The sequence below is a fragment of the Syntrophales bacterium genome (genome assembly GCA_023229765.1).
Lineage (GTDB): Bacteria > Desulfobacterota > Syntrophia > Syntrophales > UBA5619 > DYTH01.
The window spans coordinates 94,615-112,576 of record JALNYO010000002.1 but is presented as its reverse complement, the minus strand read 5'-3'; the positions used below and the strand labels follow the sequence as shown (position 1 = coordinate 112,576).

The window sequence follows — 17,962 nt, the reverse complement described above, 5'->3', positions numbered from 1 at the left end:
TCCCGCGGCCATCAATATTGATTCCGCATCTATTTACGGCATTATGTTTAACGACCGAATAAAATCAGCCGAGGGCATAGACCACATTTCTCCAAACGGTCCGGATGTCGACGGAAATGGCGCCACCGGTGTACTCCACGATCGTGGTTTTCATGATCTGTGACCGCGTAACCGCCGGATCATAGCGAATTCTTCCGGCCATTCGGACGTCCCGCTGCGCGGTTTCCCGCTCGATCCGGTCGGCCACTTCCGGGTTAATGTCCCATTTGTTGATGCAGAGCATCAGGGGAATCCGGAAGTGACTGGTCAGGTCCACGACGCGCTGAACATCGTGAAGACCGGAACAGGTCGGTTCCGTTACCGCAACCACGAGATCTGCCCCGGTGATGGAGGCGATTACAGGACAACCAATGCCGGGCGAACCGTCGGCAATCAGCAGGTTGAATCCATCTTTTTCCGCGATGCTTCGCGCCTCGCGGCGGAGCAGACTGACCATTTTCCCGCTGTTGGCCTGGGCGATGCCGAGTCGGGCATGGACCATGGGCCCGTAAGACGTCGTCGATACGAACCACTGCCCGCTGACGACCGGTTCAAAACGGATCGCCTCCGCCGGACAGAGACGCGCACAAAGTCCGCAACCCTCGCAGGAAATCGGGTCCACCGTAAACCGGTTTTGCCCATCGGGACCGGCAACGGACGACACCGCATCGAAGCGGCACAGCTCCTGACATTTGCCGCATCCGGTGCACAGATCCTCCAGGATAGCGGCCTTTTTCCCCCCGGAGAAATCCTCCCGGCGCTCGATCCGCGGATTGAGCACCAGATGCAGATCCGCTGCATCCACGTCGCAGTCCACCAGGATCTTCCGCTCGGCCAGTGCGGCAAATGCCGCGACCAGAGTGGTCTTTCCCGTGCCGCCCTTGCCGCTGATCACAACAACCTCTTTCATGCGATACGCCCCCTCTTCCCCTGATCAATCCTGTTCTGCCCTTCGTTCACCAGGGTTCCGATGCGCCGGTAACACCGATCGAGCACCTCCCGGTACCCAGGCAGTTTCGAAAGGTCAATATCCCCCCGGGCATAGCTCTCCGCAATCCGCCGGTCGTCGGGAATGGACAACAGGATCTCAATCCTCTCACGTTCACAATAGGAACTGACCCCTTCGTCTCCAGCGTCGCAGCGGTTCAAGGCCACGGCGAAGGGTCTCGCAAGCGCCCGCACCATTTCGACCGCCAGCGTCAGATCATGGAGGCCGAAGGGCGTCGGCTCAGTCACCAGTAGGACAAAGTCCGCCCCCCGGACCGACTCCACAACGGGACAGGACGTTCCCGGCGGCGAATCGATGATGCAGACGCCCGTGGTTTCACCCTGCACCCGCACCTGGCGGATGACGGCGGGGGTCATCACCTCGCCCACACTCAACTGTCCTTGAACAAAACGGATGCCGTGGCTGCTGCCCTCTTCAACCGACCCGATTTGATGCTCCTCCTCGACAATCGCCTTTTCCGGACATAACAGAGAACAGGCGCCACAGCCGTGACAGAGTTCGCTAAAGACAAGGACTTGCCCCCCCATTACGCTCAGCGCATGATATTCACAAACATCGGCGCAGACGCCGCAACCGTTGCACCGCTCCTCCAGCACTTTTGGCTGGGGAATTGACACCGGGCGAGATCCGGTGATTTCCGGCTTGAGAAAAAGTCCGCAGTTCGGCTCCTCGACATCGCAATCGAGCAGGGTGACCGGTTGACCCAAAGATGCGATGGTCAGGGCAAGATTGACGGCAATCGTCGTTTTCCCCGTCCCACCTTTTCCGCTGGCAATGGCGATCTTCAATACATACTCCTTTTACTGAAAAAAGAAGCGCCGGCAAGGGGAGGAAAGGGGGTTGCACATAGCCCTTTGCCGACGCTCCAAACGGTTATTCGGTTTTGTTTCTCGACGTCAAAGCTTCCATGCGCGCCTGAAGTTCTTTCAGCCCGTTTTCCAGATATTGGGCCCGTTCCTTTAAGACATCCAACTCATTCTGCGGTGTCTCCGGTTGCGCGGAAAAGGACATCCCGCCGGGAAGCGGATTTCCGGCAAAAGACTGCCATCCCGGCACGCCGGTCGCGAAGAAGCGGTTGCGCCGCCCGCGCCCCCCGAAAAAAGCACCGCTCGCATTGTAACCGGGATTCGCATATCCCGAAACTCCGTAACCGTTGCAGAAACCAGCACCCCGTCCCGTCAGGGGTCCCCTACCCACAGGACCTGTTCTATCTCCACCTGGCATAATCTTTACCTCCTTGCTTTCGAGGTAATTGCAAGACTCCCCATCTTGTCATTCCCGCAACGATTCTGAGCGGGAAAACGAAGTTTAATGTTCATAATCTGGTTCTAACTGCTTGAAAAACCATATTATGAACATTAAGCTTCGCTTTCCCGATAAAAACATTCGGGAATGACAAATGGTTTTGCAATTGCCTCTTTCTACAAGATTATTCCTCTATTCCCTGCCCATCGCAGCCCCGCACTTGGGACATTTCCGATCCATGCAGGGAATTCCGCGTTTATGCGGTTCCTTGTGTCCGCACTGCGGGCATAGGCAGTCGCCTGCAGGTCCTGCCGCACGGGGTCCGCCCATACGGCCGGGTTTTCGGCCTCCCTGACCTTGCCCCATTTTACCGCCCGCTCCCGTTCCTCTGGGCCCTGTTCCGTCTCCTCTTGGCATTCGATCACCTCCCTATCCCGTCCCCACAAACAGTAATATTCTGAATCCGCTTGTGGGTGACCATTTCAGGGATTCAACTCCCTTAATTTAAAAACCATGCCCCTTGGCAGTAGGCGCCTTCACTTCCTGCAAGCGCCCCTCTTTCCAAGCGGCTAATGCATCATGAACCGTCAGAACGCCGCTTCCGAACTCGTAAATCTTGATGGAAACCGCATCCAAAGCCCTGAACGCATTCGGTCCCACATTACCGGTCAGGACAACATCAACGCATTTATCGGCTATCTGCTGAGCCGCTTGAATACCAGCCCCCTGAGCCGCGTTTACGTTCTGGCTGTTTTCGAACACTTCGACATTCGTCTCCTCCGGATCCGCGATCACAAAATATCTCGCTCTGCCAAAGACGCGGTCGACCGGACTGTTGAGATTCTCTCCACTGGCTGTAATCGCTACCTTCATCTTTTACCGTCCTTTTCCTCTGGTTTGTTGTTTCAAGAAAGGGTTGAATTACCCTCGTCCTTCCCCATTGGCGTCCTTCACCTTGTCAGGCAATCGGCAATGCCGCCGCGACGCCGTTTCCTCCCTCGCACACAGCTCGCCCCCGGGCCAAAGCCGGGTAGAATGAAGCGGGCATCGGAGAGACCGCCGTCCAGATAAGCCCCGATGACCTCTTCGATCGACCCGCGCAGGCAGGGGATCACCTTCACACCGGATGCAAGGATCATCCTTTCCAACGGCCGGGAAATGGCGCCGCACAGCAGCACCTCGACCCCAAGCTCTCCGAGTTGATTCAACCTCTCCAGCAATATTTTGGTTTCAAAGGGAATCAACGATCTATTTTTAACCTCCCCCCCCATCACATCGAAAACCAATAGACGGTTGGAGAAATCGCAAACCGTTGAAACCGTATTTTCCCAGACTGTCATCGCAACTTTCATGGTGCCGCCTTTGCTGATCATCAATCAAGAATAGTGCCAAAAGACTGCCAACCGGCTGGGAAAAACATATAAATAATAATATTAATATCTTGTCTGCGTCGAGAAGAAGAAATGACCGGCGGCTTGGTCGCAAATGACAATAGCTGTGGCGGTTGAAAGGATGCAATTGTGCGACTCCCCTGTGAGATCGGCCCGACAATGAGGGATCAACGCATAACGTTCCCTCTCGTGGCGTTCAAGACCGATTCATTCCGGCATAATCAACACCCTGAGTTACATCTTGGAAAAAATGGGGCAGCGCCACATCTATGCCGTGATCGGCGGTACGCATCTCGGCCCGGTCAGCAATGAGCAGCGGGACAAAAGCATCGATGCCCTCAAGGCGTTTGATATCGAACGTCTCGGGGTTTCCCATTGCACGGGGCTAAAAACGGCATTCCGTCTGGCTTCTGAGTTCGGGGATCGTTTCTTCTTCTGCAACGTGGGGACCGTGGTGGAGGTGTAATTACTCAACCCACATAACAAGAAAACCTCTGCAAAAGACAGGAGCCGCTGATATGGTTGAGATTACGGAAGGCCCCCTTTCTCCGGCTCAACAGGGATTTGAATGCGCAATGCCTTGATCTTGCGGAAGAGGGTGCTCTTGTGAATGCCGAGGGCCTTCGCTGTTTTGAGGCGGTTCCATTGATGCCGACGCAGCATGTTCGTGATGAAAACCGCTTCCAGGTCTTTCATATTCATGACCTCGTTTCTGCTGGAGGACTCCATGTCGCGGGACAGGCAAAGGTTTTCCGGCAGGTGATGCGGCTCGATCAACCCCGATTTGCAGAGGATAAAGGCGTGCTCGATAACGTTCTGAAGTTCCCGGACATTGCCCGGGTAGTCATAGGAAACGAGACAGGCCAGGGCCTCGCCGGACAATCCGGTGATCTCCTTTTTCTGCAGCACATTGAAATGGTGGATGAAATGATCCGCCAGCAACGGGATGTCCTCCATCCGGTTCCGCAGCGGCGGTAGTTCCATCCGGATGACATGAATCCGGTAATAGAGATCTTCGCGGAATTTCCCCTCCTTGACGAGTTCCTGCAGACGCCTGTTGGTCGCGGCGATGATCCGGACATTGGACGGGACAGTCTCCACCGAACCCAGCGGTTCGTAGGTCTTTTCCTGGAGCACCCGGAGCAGTCGGACCTGAAGGGCCGGTGAAATATCCCCGATTTCATCCAGGAAGAGGGTTCCCCGTTCGGCCAGCCGGAAGCGTCCCGGTTTGTCCTTTTTGGCATCCGTAAAGGCCCCGGCCTTGTAACCGAAAAGCTCGGATTCCAGCAGCGCATCCGGAAGGGCGCCGCAGTTCACCGCGATGAACGGCTGTTTCTTTCGCGGACTCAAATGATGGATGGCCCGGGCAAACAGCTCCTTGCCGGTGCCGCTTTCCCCTTCCAGAAGGACCGTGCTGACGCTGTCGGCCACATCGGGCAGGATGTCGAACAACTGATGCATCCGGTGGTTCTTCGAGATGATGTCTTCGAAAGAATACCGTTCGGCGATCACATTCCGGAGTTTCTCCTCGATGCTGATATCCCGGAACGTCTCCACGGCCCCGATGATCCGACCCATTTCATCCTTGAGCAGGGCAGTGGAAATGCTTATCGGAACTCGGCGTCCAGCGGCATCCACAATATGGACGGTCCGGTTGACGATGGATTTTCCCGATTGAATGGTTTTGCGGAGGATGCAGCCTTTTTCGCAGACATCCGCTTTGAGCACGTCCTTGCAGCACTGGCCGATCGCATCTGTGCGGCAAACGCCGGTAATCTGCTCTGCCGCACGGTTGAAAGAGGTGATGCGCCAATTATCGTCGACGGTAAAGACCCCGTCGGCAATCGAATCCAGAATGATGTCTTTTTCCATACATATACCGAACTAAAGTTCGAAAGCTGCGCAGGACAAGGGGGCAGATGCGCGATGGTTAGATTTGGTCGCGGCAAATCGCGGATATAATTGAGAAATGTTCCACCTTTCTATTGCCATCTTGTTGCACCTCTGTCCCGTAAAAGCTTCTAAACACAAAGCGGTATTTGCAGGTTTCTTGCCCAGATGAAGCAACTTCCCGGTCTGCTATCATAAAAGCTTCAAAACACAAAGCGGTATTTGCAGGGGAGTCCAGGGTTTGAGAATATTCGCGATGGCTTCGCAACGTCCCATCCGAAAGTATACAATGAGCGACCCATCAGGCATCTCCTCCCGTATCTCCTGGGAGGGGACTATCTTGAGTTGCTTGAAATAGTGACTGATCTGGGCACCGATCAGAACGGTGACCTCCAGGTTTCGCATCTCGGTAAACCAGATATTGGCACTACCCCTAAGAATTGCATCCAGTGCCTCGGGGCCCCTTTGAAAACGTTCTTAGACAGCCTAAAATGAACGATCCGGTCTATGGAGCGCTGGCCGGGTAAGAACTTCCTTTTTCGGATCGTATCAAACATCGTCAACACCTTGAACATAATTTTACAGGATCTCTTTTCCTTCTATTTAACCGTTTTAACCGTTCCCGCAGCGGTCCCGGTGAAAGATCCCATCCCCGGCGAAAACGGATATGGGCTTGGAAAGATGGCCCCCGCCGCCCCGCCGCGGAGTTCGGTAATCGAAATCGCCGGGGAGGCCCCTGCCGGCAGATTACCCGTCGCCGCTCTTGCCGTATCGGCAACGCTCCGTGAGAGTGCCCCGCCCGTGTCGCCGGCGCCCCTGTAGATGGAGGCGCCCCAGATCCTGTTTCCCGTGTCCCACTGTTTCACCTCAAAGGTGTGCGTCAGCCCGGCCAGGCCGTTGGAGCTGTTGAGCTTGACCTGAGCCCCGACGGCCGGGTTGGCGGTGTAGCTGCCGGTAACGCTGTTCGTTGCCCAGATCCGGGGATCGGCCTCGGCCTGGAAACGGAAAAATTTGATGTTGCTCATGTTCACGGTGAGGGCTCCGTTGCTGCCGCTCAGGTTCGCCATACCCACATCGAAGGCGGGAATCCTGTTGGTCTGTTCGAGGTTTTCCCTGTCGTTGTCGGTCATGAACGTCTGCTGGCTCAGGAAGATGTTGGTTTCCAGGAAGCTTCCCTGGCCCTGGGGGAAGTCGGCCCAGGTCAAGGGGGTCGTCGCCGGGTCGAACAGGCCGTTCACGACCCCGCCGGCGACCACCGTGTAGGACTGGGGTCCGGCAAGACTCGCTTCCCCCCACATGGCTTGCGCCCCCGCGGCGGTGATCGTGGAGACGCCGTTCACCGGCGCCGACCGGGTGTAATTCAGGTACTCGCCGGCCGACCCGCCCCCCGGGAGCGAGTATTCGCGGCTGGAAAACCCCTGGCCCGGATAAGCCAGGGTTTGGGATGCCAGGTCCACCAGCGAGAGGATCGATGTCCTGGTGAGCATCCCATCGGTTGTGAACGTCCCGGCGGCGGTATTATTCAGGTTGCCTATGTAGCCCTGAAGCTTGCCGATGTCCGCCTCCCCGGTCAAGAGGTCGCCCGCAGCGGATGTCAAGGAGACGGGAATGCCGGCCATGTCCGCCAGCGGGGTGATCTTATTCATTGCTTCCGCCGCGGCGCCCACTTTTTGCCCGGATCGGGCGCCTCTTTTTTCCCTTCCCGTCGGGGCCGTATCCTGCAGGTGTCTTTCCACCTCGCCGGATTTCGCGGGCTGGATCACTGCCGGCCGGTTCGCCGCCGGAACCAGGATGGCCTGTCCCACGGTGACGCTTCTCACCTCCTGGGGCATGCTGCGGCTGTAGCCGTAGAGAGTCCCCTCCTTCGGGATGAAGCCGCTCACCCCGTTCAGGAAAAAGGCGAAGAAGTCGGTCCCGCGGACCCCGCAGACGGCCGTGGGGGTGTGGACTTCATAGCGGGCGTTTTTGGCCAGCGCCGAGACGATGTTCTGGACCTTTCCCCGGAAGAGTTCCAGGGTGCTGGTCTTGCCCTCTCCCGCCTGATAATCCGTGATCCGGATCCGTGTGTTCTCGGCGAGACGGATGATGTTCCCGTCCAGGAAGGTAACCTCGGCCCTGGCTTTGCTCTTGGCGCGCAGGATGTCGCCGATGTCCACCGGGTCTCCGGGGTTTGCCGGACGGGCTTTGTCGCCGGAAGTGATGTCCACCCTGCCCTCGACGTGGGTGATCTTCCCCACCGGGGCGCCGAAGGCCGTAAGGGGCAGCGCCAGCATCAGCAGGCTTACCAGGATCCCCGCCATCTTCCTGATTTTATTCATAAGCGACCCCCAAAGATAAAATTCTCCGTCCCCTTAGAATTTGAGTTCCATCCCCAGCGAACAGACATCCCGTTGGTAATCGTAGATGTAGATATTGGAATTGACCCTCGTGTAGAGGTACTGGGCGATCACGTCCACGTGTCTCAATACGGACCAGGTCAGCCCGACCGTTCCCGTATAGGTCCTGTCTTTCCGTGTGATGTTGTCGAAGAAAACGTTTTCGTTTCGGTAGTCCTGGAGATAGAACTCGCCGCCGAGCTGGAGCCTGAGGACGTCCAGGAGGGGATAGATCAGGTTTGCCGACCCCCGGTACCCCCGGTTGTCGTAATGGCTGCCTTCGGCGCTGTCAAAGGTGTACCCGAACTTCAGGTTGAAGATCGCATTCTCCCTGAAGAGCCAGACCCAGTTCAGGGAGCTCTCCATGCCGCGGGAGCTCTGGTCCTCATATTCGGGATTGCTGACCACCCTGAAGAAGTTCTTTCGGGTAAAGGCGCCGCTGACCTCCAGGATGTGGTTCCTGCTCAGGAGGTAGCGGAAAAGGGGGCCCACGCTGGCGCTTTCGGAATAACGGTTGTAGCCGGGATCGCGCTTCAGGTTATGCGTGTAGTTGGCCACCAGGTTGACCGCGAAATTTTCATTGCTGATGCCCGGCGCCACGGTGAAGGAATTGGCGAAGGTGTCGTTGTCGGTGCCGTATCTCTGGTGCAGCGTGTTCATGGCGGCGTATCCCGCGGTGAAGATGAAGGGTGCGGGAAGGAGGGGGACATAGTCGAGGCGGGCCATATTCTGCATCGCGAAACCTCGCCTGTCCTGGTTTGCCAGGTAATCGGCAAATGCGGCCGGAGCCGGGCCGTAAGGCTCGGCAAGCGTCCGGTAGTTGGAGTCGTATTGGCCCATAACGCCGATCGTGAGCCTGAGCGGCCGCTCGCGGTAGCGTTGCTGCTATGCGGCCTCCTGATACCGTCTGGCGTAGGAAGCCATGTCGGACAGCGGATCCTTCGTGACTGCCGCCTGGAAGCGATCCCGGGCCAGCACGTATTTGCGCTGGTTCAGATAGCAGACGCCGATCTGGAGGTCGGCCGGCTGGGCATAGGCCGGTTCGATCCGCTTGGCATTTTCGAAGGCGGCGATGGCCGCGTCGTACTTCTCCTCCCTGGCCAGGGTCACCCCCTTGAGGAAGGCCACCCGCGCGGGGTAGACCTTGTGCTCTTCCGCGACGGCGATCCACTTCTTCGCAACGTCGAGCCGGCCAACGAGGGTGGACACCTCGATGAATTCGAGGATGGCATTGTCGGAAAGCGGCTTCAGGTTGACCGAGTCCTCGAACTGCCGGTAGGCGTTCGGGAGGTCGTTGATCTGGCGGAAGGCCATGCCGAGGTAGAAGGCCGCTTCTGCCGATAACGGGGCTTCCGTCCTGGCTCTGGTCAGGGGCAGGATCGCCTCTTCATAATTCTCCTGGTTGTATTGCTCGATACCTTCCCGCAGGGCTTGCGAATCCTGTCCCGAGGCGGGCATGGGCAGTCCGGCAAAAAAGCACAGGACCGCAAAGACAATCATGACAGATGAGAGCAGCGCTCTTTTCATCCCTCGTCCTTTGGAAGCCGGCATTAAAGATTGGATAAGACATTGTTTCCGCGGGGCTGAGTATAGGGAGACTGTTATTGCGAGTCAAGGGATATTTTGGTCTGACCTGCGTCTTGTTTCATATGGACAAAGTCCGCGTTGAACGGCGCGAGCAAAGCGACGCTTGAGGGCGTCCGTTTTTGATCGCGAGTGAGCTACGCGTTCCAGCGATAGGGGTAATCCATCTGGGCGGCAATCCGGACGCGCGCATCCGGACCGGCCAATTTCTCAACGACGTGCAGACCTGCGTCGATGGCGGACGAGACGCCGCCCGCGGTAATGATGTCCCCTTCATCGACCACCCGCTCGCGGACCACCTCCCGGCAGTAGGGTTCCAGTTCCTTGAGCGCGCTCGGGTGCGTCGTCGCGCGCTTGTCTCGAAGAAAGCCTGCGGCGCCGAGCAGGAGAGCGCCGGTGCATACCGATACCTTGAGCCGCGCGGCGCCGGCCGTTTTCAGCCAATCGACAAAATTCCCGTCATGCTGGAGGCTCCTTGTGCCGAACCCTCCGGGCACGAAAAGCATGTCGTAGGAATCGAGAGGCTCGGCAAAGGCATCCGCTTCGCTCCGAAGCCCTCGATCGTCGACGACGTGACCGGCGGTTGCGCAGACACGCCATTCGAAATCGTCCATGATCTTCATAAATCAGCTTACCTTTTTGTCGAGTCACCCGGCAAGATGGCATTTTTGAGCACAATTATGAACATTAAGCTCCGCTTTCAGACAGACCTCTCCGGTACGCCTTTTTTTCAAAATGCGTTATGATTGCATGTATTCATCCCATGTGTATTATGAACATTAAGCTCCGCTTTCGGGGTCGCCGTAGATAGTGTCAGCGTGTGTTTGCAATTGGAGATCTCTCCCCGATTCGCCATAATTAAAACAGCGATCAGTAACAACTCTGACCGGGAGCAGAGAGCTGGAACAACTGTTTTTTGATGACGCTCAATTCGATTTGGAATAGTAGCGGCGCTTTTTTTCTGGACCACAAAGGAGCAATTCTGTGGGAAATACTTCAGATATTGAAAAGGTTTAAAACCATGCTGTTTTTCCGTATGCTTTACTGCAGAAGAAAGCGGACGCTGCAATTCAGCCCCGCGTTGACCAGATTATCCGGATTAGGCAACTCTATTCGAATCCCAAACGTGCCACTCGCAGCGTCGATGACCTCGTCAACGACTGCTACTTTACCCAGATAGACACCGTTTACAGGCGACTCGGGCCTTATTTCCGCCTGCATTCCCTTGCGGATTTTCGTGAACAGCGAAGCGGGGGCATAGACCTCCACGTTGATTGGATTCACGCGGGCAATCATCATGATTGAACCTTCGCCTACATATTCACCGGGAGAAAGCTGTCGCTTCATCACCACGCCGTCAATCGGACAGATGATGGTGCGCAGCCGGAGTTTCTCCATTGCTTCCCCGAGCTGAAGCTCTGCGATCTTGACCTCCGTCTCCATCTCATCTTTTTCATGAACGGAGATCAGCTTTTTCTGAAAAAGTTCCTCATTCCGCTGGACTTTACGCTTGCCGAATGCAAGACGGGCAGCGGCCAGCTCTACCGTGGCCTGCTCCACCTTTGATTGCAGCCTGACAAGGACTTGGCCCTTCTTCACTCGATCACCTCGATCCACCAAAACCGCCTCGATAATACCTGGAATCTGACTGCTCAACTCCACAATATCGCTCGGTTCGAGAAGACCTTTCAGGTGATAGCCGACCGGCCCGGCGCCGAGACAGAACAGAGCCAGCAGGCAAATTACCAGGAGATAGGGAATTCTGACCGCAGGTCGCATTTTTTAGTCGCTCCTCCCTGAGAAAGACAACGCATCCCCCAGTTCCTCATCAAATTGCAGGAGCCTTTTCCTTGCTCCCGCATGCGCTTTCTCCACCTTTTTTTGAGCCTGGATCATCATGTGCCGCCCCACCATTTTCCTCATATCATACCCGAATCTTTTGAACAACCTTTCCACCAGTTCCCAATAGCCCGACGCGTTTTCCAGCAGCGGGTCGTGAAGAGACAAAAAAGCCTCATGGCTGCCCGGATCGCCCTGTCTTCCGGATCGTCCTGCAAGCTGCCGGTCGATCCGCCGCGCTTCATGCCGTTCCGTCATCAGGACGTGCAGCCCCCCCCGTTCAGCGACGCCCGGGGCAAGCTTGATGTCCGTACCCCTTCCGGCCATGTTTGTGGCAATGGTGATCAGCCCTGCTTCGCCCGCCCTTGCGACGATAAGCGCCTCTTCCGCGTCCTGCTTGGCATTAAGCATCTGAAAGGGAAGCGTCGATGCCGCAAGAAGGGCGCCCAGCTGCTCTGACGCCGCCACGGTTCGCGTTCCGACAAGCACGGGTCGGCCTTCCTCGTGGAGTTCCCGGATCCTCTGCACAACCGCCTCCCATTTGTCATCCACCGTGTCGAACAGGCGATCCGGGCAGCAACGGCGTTGAGTCGGCTTGTTTGTCGGTATTTTCATAAAGGGCAACGCATAGATAGCCCACAACTCTTTCCTCACCTCCCGGGCCGTCGCGGTCATTCCGCAAAGCTTGAGATATTTCATGAAGAAGCGTTGATAGCTGATGCGCGCCGCCGTTTCCTGCTGTCCGGTGATTTCGCATCCCTCTTTCGCTTCGAGCAACTGATGAAGCCCCCCCTCCCAGGAGCGATCCGGCATGACCCGCCCGGTAAACTCGTCGATGATCTGCACCTTGCCGTCACGCACCAGATAATGTTCGTCGCGGTGGAACAGCAGGGTGGCCGCAAGCGCCTTTTGCACGAGTTCCTCTCTCCGCACGGCGCCCTTCCACAGCGGTCCCAGCGACTCCGTGATTGCGCTGATTGTTTCCCGGCCCGTATCCGTGACAACGATCTTTTTTACCCCTTGCTCAACTTCATACTCGACACGATAGTCGTATCCCGCCACGAGCGAGGCCGCTGCAAAGAGCGCCTGTCTCGCTACGTCCCGCTCTTGCTCGGAAGACTCTCTTTTCGACAGGATGAGCGGCGTCCGGGCCTCATCGACCAGCACACTATCCGCCTCGTCAACAATGGCATAATGAAGCCCCCGAAGAAGGAGCTGCTGGTTTTTCCCCTTCGTATTGTACAGGTGCTCCCCATACAGGCGGAGCGGATCCGCGCATTCACCGAGGGCGAGCTTGTCCCGCAGATAATCAAAGACCAATTCCTTGTTGGTACAGTAAGCAATGTCGCAGCGGTAGGCCTGACGGCGTTGGACCGGCGTCTTTTCATGAGTGACGCAGCCCAAAGAAAGTCCGAGGAAACGGTAGATTTCGCCCATCCATTCAGCATCTCTTGCCGTGAGGTAGTCATTGACTGTGATCACATGGACAGGCAGACCTGCCAAGGCCACTGTTGCCGCGGGCAATGTCGCTACGAGCGTCTTCCCTTCGCCTGTATCCATTTCCACGAGGAATCCGTTCAACAGGGCGGCCCCGCCGATCAACTGGCAATCAAAATGTCTCATCCCCACCGTTCTTCCGGCAACCTCCCGGACGAGTGCAAACGTTTGCGCCACCAGAGGTTTTCTGAATCCCTGCGAATGGAGTCTCTGTTTCAGGAACGCAGCCATTTTCTTGAGTTCCGCATCCGTTTTTTCCAATAAACCGCCCTCGCACTGTTGGACTTCTGCCACTATGTCATTCCGACCGCTAAGGTGAACCCTGACGGGACGTATGACACAGCCCGACAGTTTCCTGGCCATACGGTCGAGCATCGTTCTTCTGTGTTCCTTTCGCTCGGGACGTACGAAATAATCAGCGGGCGGCCAGGCTGATATGCCGCGGATCATAGCCAGACTCTTTTCATTCGCCCGTTCCTTTTCGAAGGGCACTGGAAACGCCGGTCTGCAAAACAGCACCTTGGAATATGCATCAGATATCGAAGGTCCTCAGGAAAAGATGCCTTATCGCTCGGTACCCTCTGCGCATCAGCGATTCCGGGTCATGCTCGAATCTTACGTAAACCCGTTCTCCGATCCGCAACGCGGTCCGCACCGGCATCCGGAGGTCAAAATGAAAATAATTTTCGAACGATTTTGGCACATTACCCGCCTCGGGATCGAGCGCAATGGCGCCGCCGCCCTGAAGCGAGAGGGCGAAACTGGGAAGATTGCTCGATGCAGCCGGTACTTCGCGGATAAGCTCTGACGCAATTTCGACGGACGGGGCCTCGGCAAGCCGTAATTTGACCGAACGGACATTGCTCCTTACCCGATCCACATCGGCCTGGGGAATCACCACCCTGACATTTATCTTGCTGTAATCGATCACATATCCCAGAGCATCCCCCCGCTTCACGAAACGGCCGGGCATATCTCCCGCCTGCGGCAGAAACAAAATCCCCGCCGCGGGACTGCGGACGTCAAGGGCCGCCAGTTCTTCTCTCGCCTCGGCAATCTTCTCCTGGATGTGGGCGATTTCTTCTTTCAATATCCTTTCTTCGTTGCGATCCCGGACGAAAGCGCTTCGATATCGAGCTTCTAATTCCATACGTTCCGCTTCCAGCAGCCTGACCTGGAAAACAAGATCAGAATTTTCACACCGAATCAGGATTTGCCCCGGTTTCACCTGATTTCCCGGAACGGCAACGATTTCCCTGATAAACCCCTCGGCGCCACTGCGCAACTGTGACTGGTCCCCGGGCCACAGGATGCCTTCCGCCGTTGTGAAGGACGGGAAGGATATGGCTGTCGCAAACAACAGCAATCCCCCCACAGTGATGAGGAAAATTGCCAGAATGCGACCACGCAGTTTGTAAAGCGCGCGATTGGCCATGATCAGACGGCCCGCCCTTGCCAGCGGTCCGAGCAGGAGTCCCGCAATGGCCCACAAGGCAATCAAAATGCCGATCAAAAAGAATCGTCCCGCAACAAAAAGCGCGATCCGCAGGGTGATGTAGAGTCGATAGCAAAAGGAACTTACCCCATAGACAAATAGCCAGCCAGCTTCTCCTTTGTCGGAGATCGGATACTCCGCCTCTTCGTTCCGGATCAGGTAGCGCTGCGCAAGGTACCCGAGATATCGATTGGCGCGCATTCCCAAATTGGGAATTTCGAGGAGATCGCAAAGAACGTAATAGCCGTCGAATTTCAGCAGGGGATTTCCATTGAAAAAAAGGGTCGATACGCCGGTAACGATCATTGTGTTGTAGGCAACGGCCCTTGCGGCGCCGGGTTCCAGGTTCAACCACAAGAACATTGACAGGGATGCGATGAGCAGCTCAACGGCGATGCCCGATCCGCCGACAATCATCCTTTGCCATTTGTCGGGGAAGGCCGTCGCCGCCGAGGCATCTACGTACGGAATGGGCATGAAAACGATGAACATCACGCCCATTTCGTGCACCTCTCCCCCCCATCGTTTGACCGCATAAGCATGGCCGAATTCGTGAAAAGTTTTCACCACGGGATAAATCAGCCAGAAGGTAAAGAGATTTTCCAGCAGGAGGACGCGGTCCGCCAGATTCGCCGTGAGGTCCTGCCAATGGGTTATGGCCAGGAAGACGGCCGAAACAACGATTGCAAGCCAGAGAACTCCCGCCGGCAGGGTGAAGAACGGGCGGGTGATTCTCATCGTCTTTTCCAGAAACCGGTCCGGATCCAGCAGGGGGAGACGCATGGCCAGCGGCGAGCGAACGGCATTCCAGAAGCGGGTCTGCCGGTCTTTTTGCTGCCTGCGATGGAGATTCCCGATATCGGGAGAGATATCGGTCTGTAAAACGTCCGCCTGGTGAAGCTGGGAGACAAGCGCAATCAGCTCGTCCTGGGTCGGCATATCCTCACCCAGGTTACGGCAAGCGGCTTCCCATATCTGCTGCAGTGTCCACTTCCCGTTCATGAGACCGATGATGAAATATGTTTCTTCCGTGAATCTGTGAAAACGTCCGCTGGCGTGGTCCTCGAGAACATACCACACCTTTCCCCGGTAATCCTGGCGGTGTATTTCCGCATGATTTCGGACAAACGGCTTGAGAGACGCCACGCGATACCAGGAATTGCTGTAAAGGGTCTTTTCCGGCATGAATATCCCCTATGGCAGCCAGGACCAGAGGCGGAGGCGGAACCAGTCGATCAGGCCCCTTGTCCAGATGGAAAAGAGCAATCTCCGGTCCACGCTGATTTTTCCCACGCCCTCCATCCCCGGACGCAGTCGCGTTGACGCCTCGTCCAGATTTGCTTCCACGCGAAAATAATTGCGTCCTTCTTCGGCTGTGGTGATCGGCGTAATCTTCCTCACCTTGAATCCAAAGGGTTTTTCGGAAAAAGAGGAAAGAACGAGGACGCCCTTTTGCCCCGCGGACACGTCTGCGATACGTTGTTCATCGACCTTCAATATCAACCGATAGGAATCGAGCGGCGCGATCTGAAAAATCTCCTCTCCCTTCGTCACTGCGCCGCCAATGCGCTGGCTGAGGTCGCCTTTAATGACAATCCCCGCAAATGGCGCCCTGATCGCGGTCTTACCCAGCTTGTGTTCAACCATGCCGATCTGCGCCTGCGCTTGATCGATTTGGGCACTGATAATACTGGCCTCAGCGCGGTCATGCTTTGCAACCGCTGCCTGATATTGCCGCTCATACTGCGTCTTTCTGCTCAACCAGGTTTGTCTCTCCAGATGAAGGTCCCGTTCATCCATGCTGCACATCGTTCCATTTCGGGGGATGGCACTCCCCGCTTTAACAAAGCTTTTCCTGATATAGCCATCCATAGGAACTACTATGGACCGGGTAATCGATCCCTCCAGGACGGCATCCGCGGTAAGCTGATAGTTGCCCTTCGCCAGGGAAAAGAAAGCGATCAGTAACGCCGCTGACAGAACCGCGATCTTTCTCCCCGTATATCCAGGACCGAAGATCCTTACGGCTTGCCGCTTCAGCGCGCCGAAAATGCCCAACACGATCGGGCGGTCGTTCAGATACTTATCCTCCAGGGACGGGCCGGTCAGTGCCGCTACACTTCTGATGTACGACAAATCCTCGTTCGTGAACGGTCGGTCAATCTGTCTTTCCAGCGTCAGGGCCGCATAATACCTTCCCCGACCATACAGGGGAAGGGTCAGTATCGATCTGTCGCCATGTATCTGCACCATGCGCTCATGATCGCGGACGACCGTTGGTTCCACGGCGGAAGTCGGAGGATACACAACCTCCGTTCGCTGCATGATGGCCTCTTCCATCACGGCGCCGATCGACCGGATGAGATTCATTTTCTTCCCGATGATTGCGGTATGGGAAATAGCCTTGACCTGGACAGAATTATTCTTGACAAGTCCGAAGCTGACCCGGTCGCAGGAAAGCCTTGTGGCCGCCTCAGTGACAAAAGCTGTGGCTGCGCCTTGAAAGCTCTCCTCTGAAAGTACGACGGCCAGAATATCCACAGCCGCTTTCAGGCGCTTCAGCGTATTTTGGTCTTCAACACCCTGTGCCCGACGGAACATGTTCTCCAGCCATACCGAGCCCCACTGAAGCCCTTCCATGGCACGCCCGAGGAAATCTTCCGATGATGCCGCCACTTCTATCGCGACGGTCCCGCAGAGCGACTCGTCAACGATAATCGGATAGGCTAAGGCATACCACTGCTGTTCGTCTCCCTCCGAATATCCTTCGGGCGGGGGCAGTTGGACGAGCATTCCCCCCTTTTCGGCAAGCGTCCGGTTGAGGATGCCCGTCAACCGCTCGAAAGGTCCCTTTTCCGGCCAGGAAGCAACCGGGATATATGCCCCGGTCGTTTTGTCCTGGAGGACAAGCACGCCTTGCAGACAGCAGGGAATCATGGAACACTGAACTGACAACCAGGCGGCGATGAATTCTTCACGATTTGCCGCAGTTTGCAAATCCTCCCATGCCTTGGTTATGATCACCTTTGCCATCCAATGACGCGTACAATCACTTCTCTTCGGCAACCTCCAGATGAATTTCACCGAAACGGCCTTCGTATTGGCGGACAACGCTGCCAAGGAGAATGGAAAGACGCTTTGCGGCGAAGGGGTTGAGGATGATGCGATCCGTCATGTCAACCGTGAGTTTGCGCTGACCGGCATCCCACGTTTTGTTGATTCCGAATAGAAGAGTGAATTCTTCCCTTGTGCAGGAGACATTGCATACGTTGGCATATGTCGACTCCATCCGGGAAGCATCCCACTGGATCATCGCTTTCACGTTCTCCTGCTCTTCTGCTGTTCCGGCAGTTATGTCCTTGCTTTCGATATCGGTATCTTTTTTTTGATTCATAATTTCTCCCCTGTAGATTATGTTCGAATGCGGTTTATGTCTTGACATTCTGGCAGTTATGCCTGCTTCTATACTATCGAAATACGGTATGTCAAACTAATTATGAATGGACAGACACAAGCAAGGGCGGGTTCTGCTCCTTACAGTCCGCCCTTTTCCCCGATCGATAATCCTCCGCTGAACACTGAAAAAATAAAACACAGT

At 56.1% G+C, this 17,962-nt stretch carries 16 protein-coding genes; 1 reads left to right on the top strand and 15 read right to left on the bottom strand.

Features of this window, described 5'->3' with window-relative positions:
• Nucleotides 1-64 precede the first annotated feature (64 nt).
• The 5 genes from M0P74_02320 to M0P74_02300 all read right to left on the bottom strand — a co-directional run bounded on the left by M0P74_02320 (nt 65) and on the right by M0P74_02300 (nt 3,645).
• Nucleotides 65-949: an ATP-binding protein gene (locus tag M0P74_02320; protein ID MCK9362428.1), complete on the bottom strand. Its 885-nt coding sequence runs from the start codon at nt 947-949 to the stop codon at nt 65-67.
• Nucleotides 946-1,836: an ATP-binding protein gene (locus M0P74_02315; protein ID MCK9362427.1), complete on the bottom strand. Its 891-nt coding sequence runs from the start codon at nt 1,834-1,836 to the stop codon at nt 946-948. Before M0P74_02315 ends, M0P74_02320 begins: the two co-directional genes overlap by 4 nt.
• 85 nt (nt 1,837-1,921) lie before the next feature.
• Nucleotides 1,922-2,272 (bottom strand): DUF5320 domain-containing protein, encoded by a 351-nt coding sequence (locus M0P74_02310; protein ID MCK9362426.1) that lies wholly within the window; start codon nt 2,270-2,272, stop codon nt 1,922-1,924.
• Nucleotides 2,273-2,797: 525 nt separating this feature from the next.
• Nucleotides 2,798-3,166, bottom strand: coding sequence for a NifB/NifX family molybdenum-iron cluster-binding protein (locus tag M0P74_02305; protein ID MCK9362425.1), 369 nt, complete (start codon nt 3,164-3,166; stop codon nt 2,798-2,800).
• Between the two features lie 77 nt (nt 3,167-3,243).
• Nucleotides 3,244-3,645 (bottom strand): hypothetical protein, encoded by a 402-nt coding sequence (locus M0P74_02300; protein MCK9362424.1) that lies wholly within the window; start codon nt 3,643-3,645, stop codon nt 3,244-3,246.
• Nucleotides 3,646-3,934: 289 nt separating this feature from the next.
• Here M0P74_02300 and M0P74_02295 point away from each other — a divergent pair, with 289 nt between their 5' ends.
• On the top strand, nt 3,935-4,150 hold the full coding sequence (locus M0P74_02295; GenBank protein ID MCK9362423.1) for a hypothetical protein: 216 nt from the start codon (nt 3,935-3,937) through the stop codon (nt 4,148-4,150).
• A 62-nt stretch (nt 4,151-4,212) separates the two neighbouring features.
• Here the strand turns inward: M0P74_02295 and M0P74_02290 are convergent, their stop codons facing one another.
• The 10 genes from M0P74_02290 to M0P74_02245 all read right to left on the bottom strand — a co-directional run bounded on the left by M0P74_02290 (nt 4,213) and on the right by M0P74_02245 (nt 17,758).
• Complete coding sequence (locus M0P74_02290) at nt 4,213-5,556, bottom strand: sigma 54-interacting transcriptional regulator (GenBank protein ID MCK9362422.1); 1,344 nt, start codon at nt 5,554-5,556, stop codon at nt 4,213-4,215.
• A 617-nt stretch (nt 5,557-6,173) separates the two neighbouring features.
• Nucleotides 6,174-7,892: a FecR family protein gene (locus M0P74_02285; protein ID MCK9362421.1), complete on the bottom strand. Its 1,719-nt coding sequence runs from the start codon at nt 7,890-7,892 to the stop codon at nt 6,174-6,176.
• 33 nt (nt 7,893-7,925) lie between these two features.
• Nucleotides 7,926-8,789, bottom strand: coding sequence for an outer membrane beta-barrel protein (locus tag M0P74_02280; GenBank protein ID MCK9362420.1), 864 nt, complete (start codon nt 8,787-8,789; stop codon nt 7,926-7,928).
• Between the two features lie 45 nt (nt 8,790-8,834).
• The gene (locus M0P74_02275) at nt 8,835-9,476 is read right to left on the bottom strand and encodes a tetratricopeptide repeat protein (protein MCK9362419.1); all 642 of its coding nucleotides are present in this window, start codon (nt 9,474-9,476) and stop codon (nt 8,835-8,837) included.
• A 194-nt stretch (nt 9,477-9,670) separates the two neighbouring features.
• On the bottom strand, nt 9,671-10,156 hold the full coding sequence (locus tag M0P74_02270; GenBank protein ID MCK9362418.1) for a DJ-1/PfpI family protein: 486 nt from the start codon (nt 10,154-10,156) through the stop codon (nt 9,671-9,673).
• Between the two features lie 418 nt (nt 10,157-10,574).
• Nucleotides 10,575-11,312 carry an efflux RND transporter periplasmic adaptor subunit gene (locus tag M0P74_02265; protein ID MCK9362417.1) on the bottom strand — a complete coding sequence of 246 codons (738 nt, stop codon included), beginning with the start codon at nt 11,310-11,312 and terminating at the stop codon, nt 10,575-10,577.
• Between the two features lie 3 nt (nt 11,313-11,315).
• Nucleotides 11,316-13,361: a preprotein translocase subunit SecA gene (locus tag M0P74_02260; protein ID MCK9362416.1), complete on the bottom strand. Its 2,046-nt coding sequence runs from the start codon at nt 13,359-13,361 to the stop codon at nt 11,316-11,318.
• A gap of 40 nt (nt 13,362-13,401) precedes the next feature.
• On the bottom strand, nt 13,402-15,549 hold the full coding sequence (locus tag M0P74_02255) for an efflux RND transporter periplasmic adaptor subunit (GenBank protein MCK9362415.1): 2,148 nt from the start codon (nt 15,547-15,549) through the stop codon (nt 13,402-13,404).
• Nucleotides 15,550-15,558: 9 nt separating this feature from the next.
• On the bottom strand, nt 15,559-17,397 hold the full coding sequence (locus M0P74_02250) for an HlyD family efflux transporter periplasmic adaptor subunit (protein ID MCK9362414.1): 1,839 nt from the start codon (nt 17,395-17,397) through the stop codon (nt 15,559-15,561).
• A gap of 16 nt (nt 17,398-17,413) precedes the next feature.
• Nucleotides 17,414-17,758 (bottom strand): DUF3467 domain-containing protein, encoded by a 345-nt coding sequence (locus M0P74_02245; GenBank protein MCK9362413.1) that lies wholly within the window; start codon nt 17,756-17,758, stop codon nt 17,414-17,416.
• Between the last annotated feature and the right edge of the window lie 204 nt (nt 17,759-17,962).

Coding starts and splice junctions, on each gene's coding strand:
- M0P74_02320 (MCK9362428.1), bottom strand. CDS start 949: ATGAAAGAGGTTGTTGTGATCAGCGGCAAGGGCGGCACGGGAAAGACC.
- M0P74_02310 (MCK9362426.1), bottom strand. CDS start 2,272: ATGCCAGGTGGAGATAGAACAGGTCCTGTGGGTAGGGGACCCCTGACG.
- M0P74_02305 (MCK9362425.1), bottom strand. CDS start 3,166: ATGAAGGTAGCGATTACAGCCAGTGGAGAGAATCTCAACAGTCCGGTC.
- M0P74_02300 (MCK9362424.1), bottom strand. CDS start 3,645: ATGAAAGTTGCGATGACAGTCTGGGAAAATACGGTTTCAACGGTTTGC.
- M0P74_02295 (MCK9362423.1), top strand. CDS start 3,935: ATGGGGCAGCGCCACATCTATGCCGTGATCGGCGGTACGCATCTCGGC.
- M0P74_02290 (MCK9362422.1), bottom strand. CDS start 5,556: ATGGAAAAAGACATCATTCTGGATTCGATTGCCGACGGGGTCTTTACC.
- M0P74_02285 (MCK9362421.1), bottom strand. CDS start 7,892: ATGAATAAAATCAGGAAGATGGCGGGGATCCTGGTAAGCCTGCTGATG.
- M0P74_02280 (MCK9362420.1), bottom strand. CDS start 8,789: ATGGGCCAATACGACTCCAACTACCGGACGCTTGCCGAGCCTTACGGC.
- M0P74_02275 (MCK9362419.1), bottom strand. CDS start 9,476: ATGAAAAGAGCGCTGCTCTCATCTGTCATGATTGTCTTTGCGGTCCTG.
- M0P74_02270 (MCK9362418.1), bottom strand. CDS start 10,156: ATGAAGATCATGGACGATTTCGAATGGCGTGTCTGCGCAACCGCCGGT.
- M0P74_02265 (MCK9362417.1), bottom strand. CDS start 11,312: ATGCGACCTGCGGTCAGAATTCCCTATCTCCTGGTAATTTGCCTGCTG.
- M0P74_02255 (MCK9362415.1), bottom strand. CDS start 15,549: ATGCCGGAAAAGACCCTTTACAGCAATTCCTGGTATCGCGTGGCGTCT.
- M0P74_02250 (MCK9362414.1), bottom strand. CDS start 17,397: ATGGCAAAGGTGATCATAACCAAGGCATGGGAGGATTTGCAAACTGCG.
- M0P74_02245 (MCK9362413.1), bottom strand. CDS start 17,758: ATGAATCAAAAAAAAGATACCGATATCGAAAGCAAGGACATAACTGCC.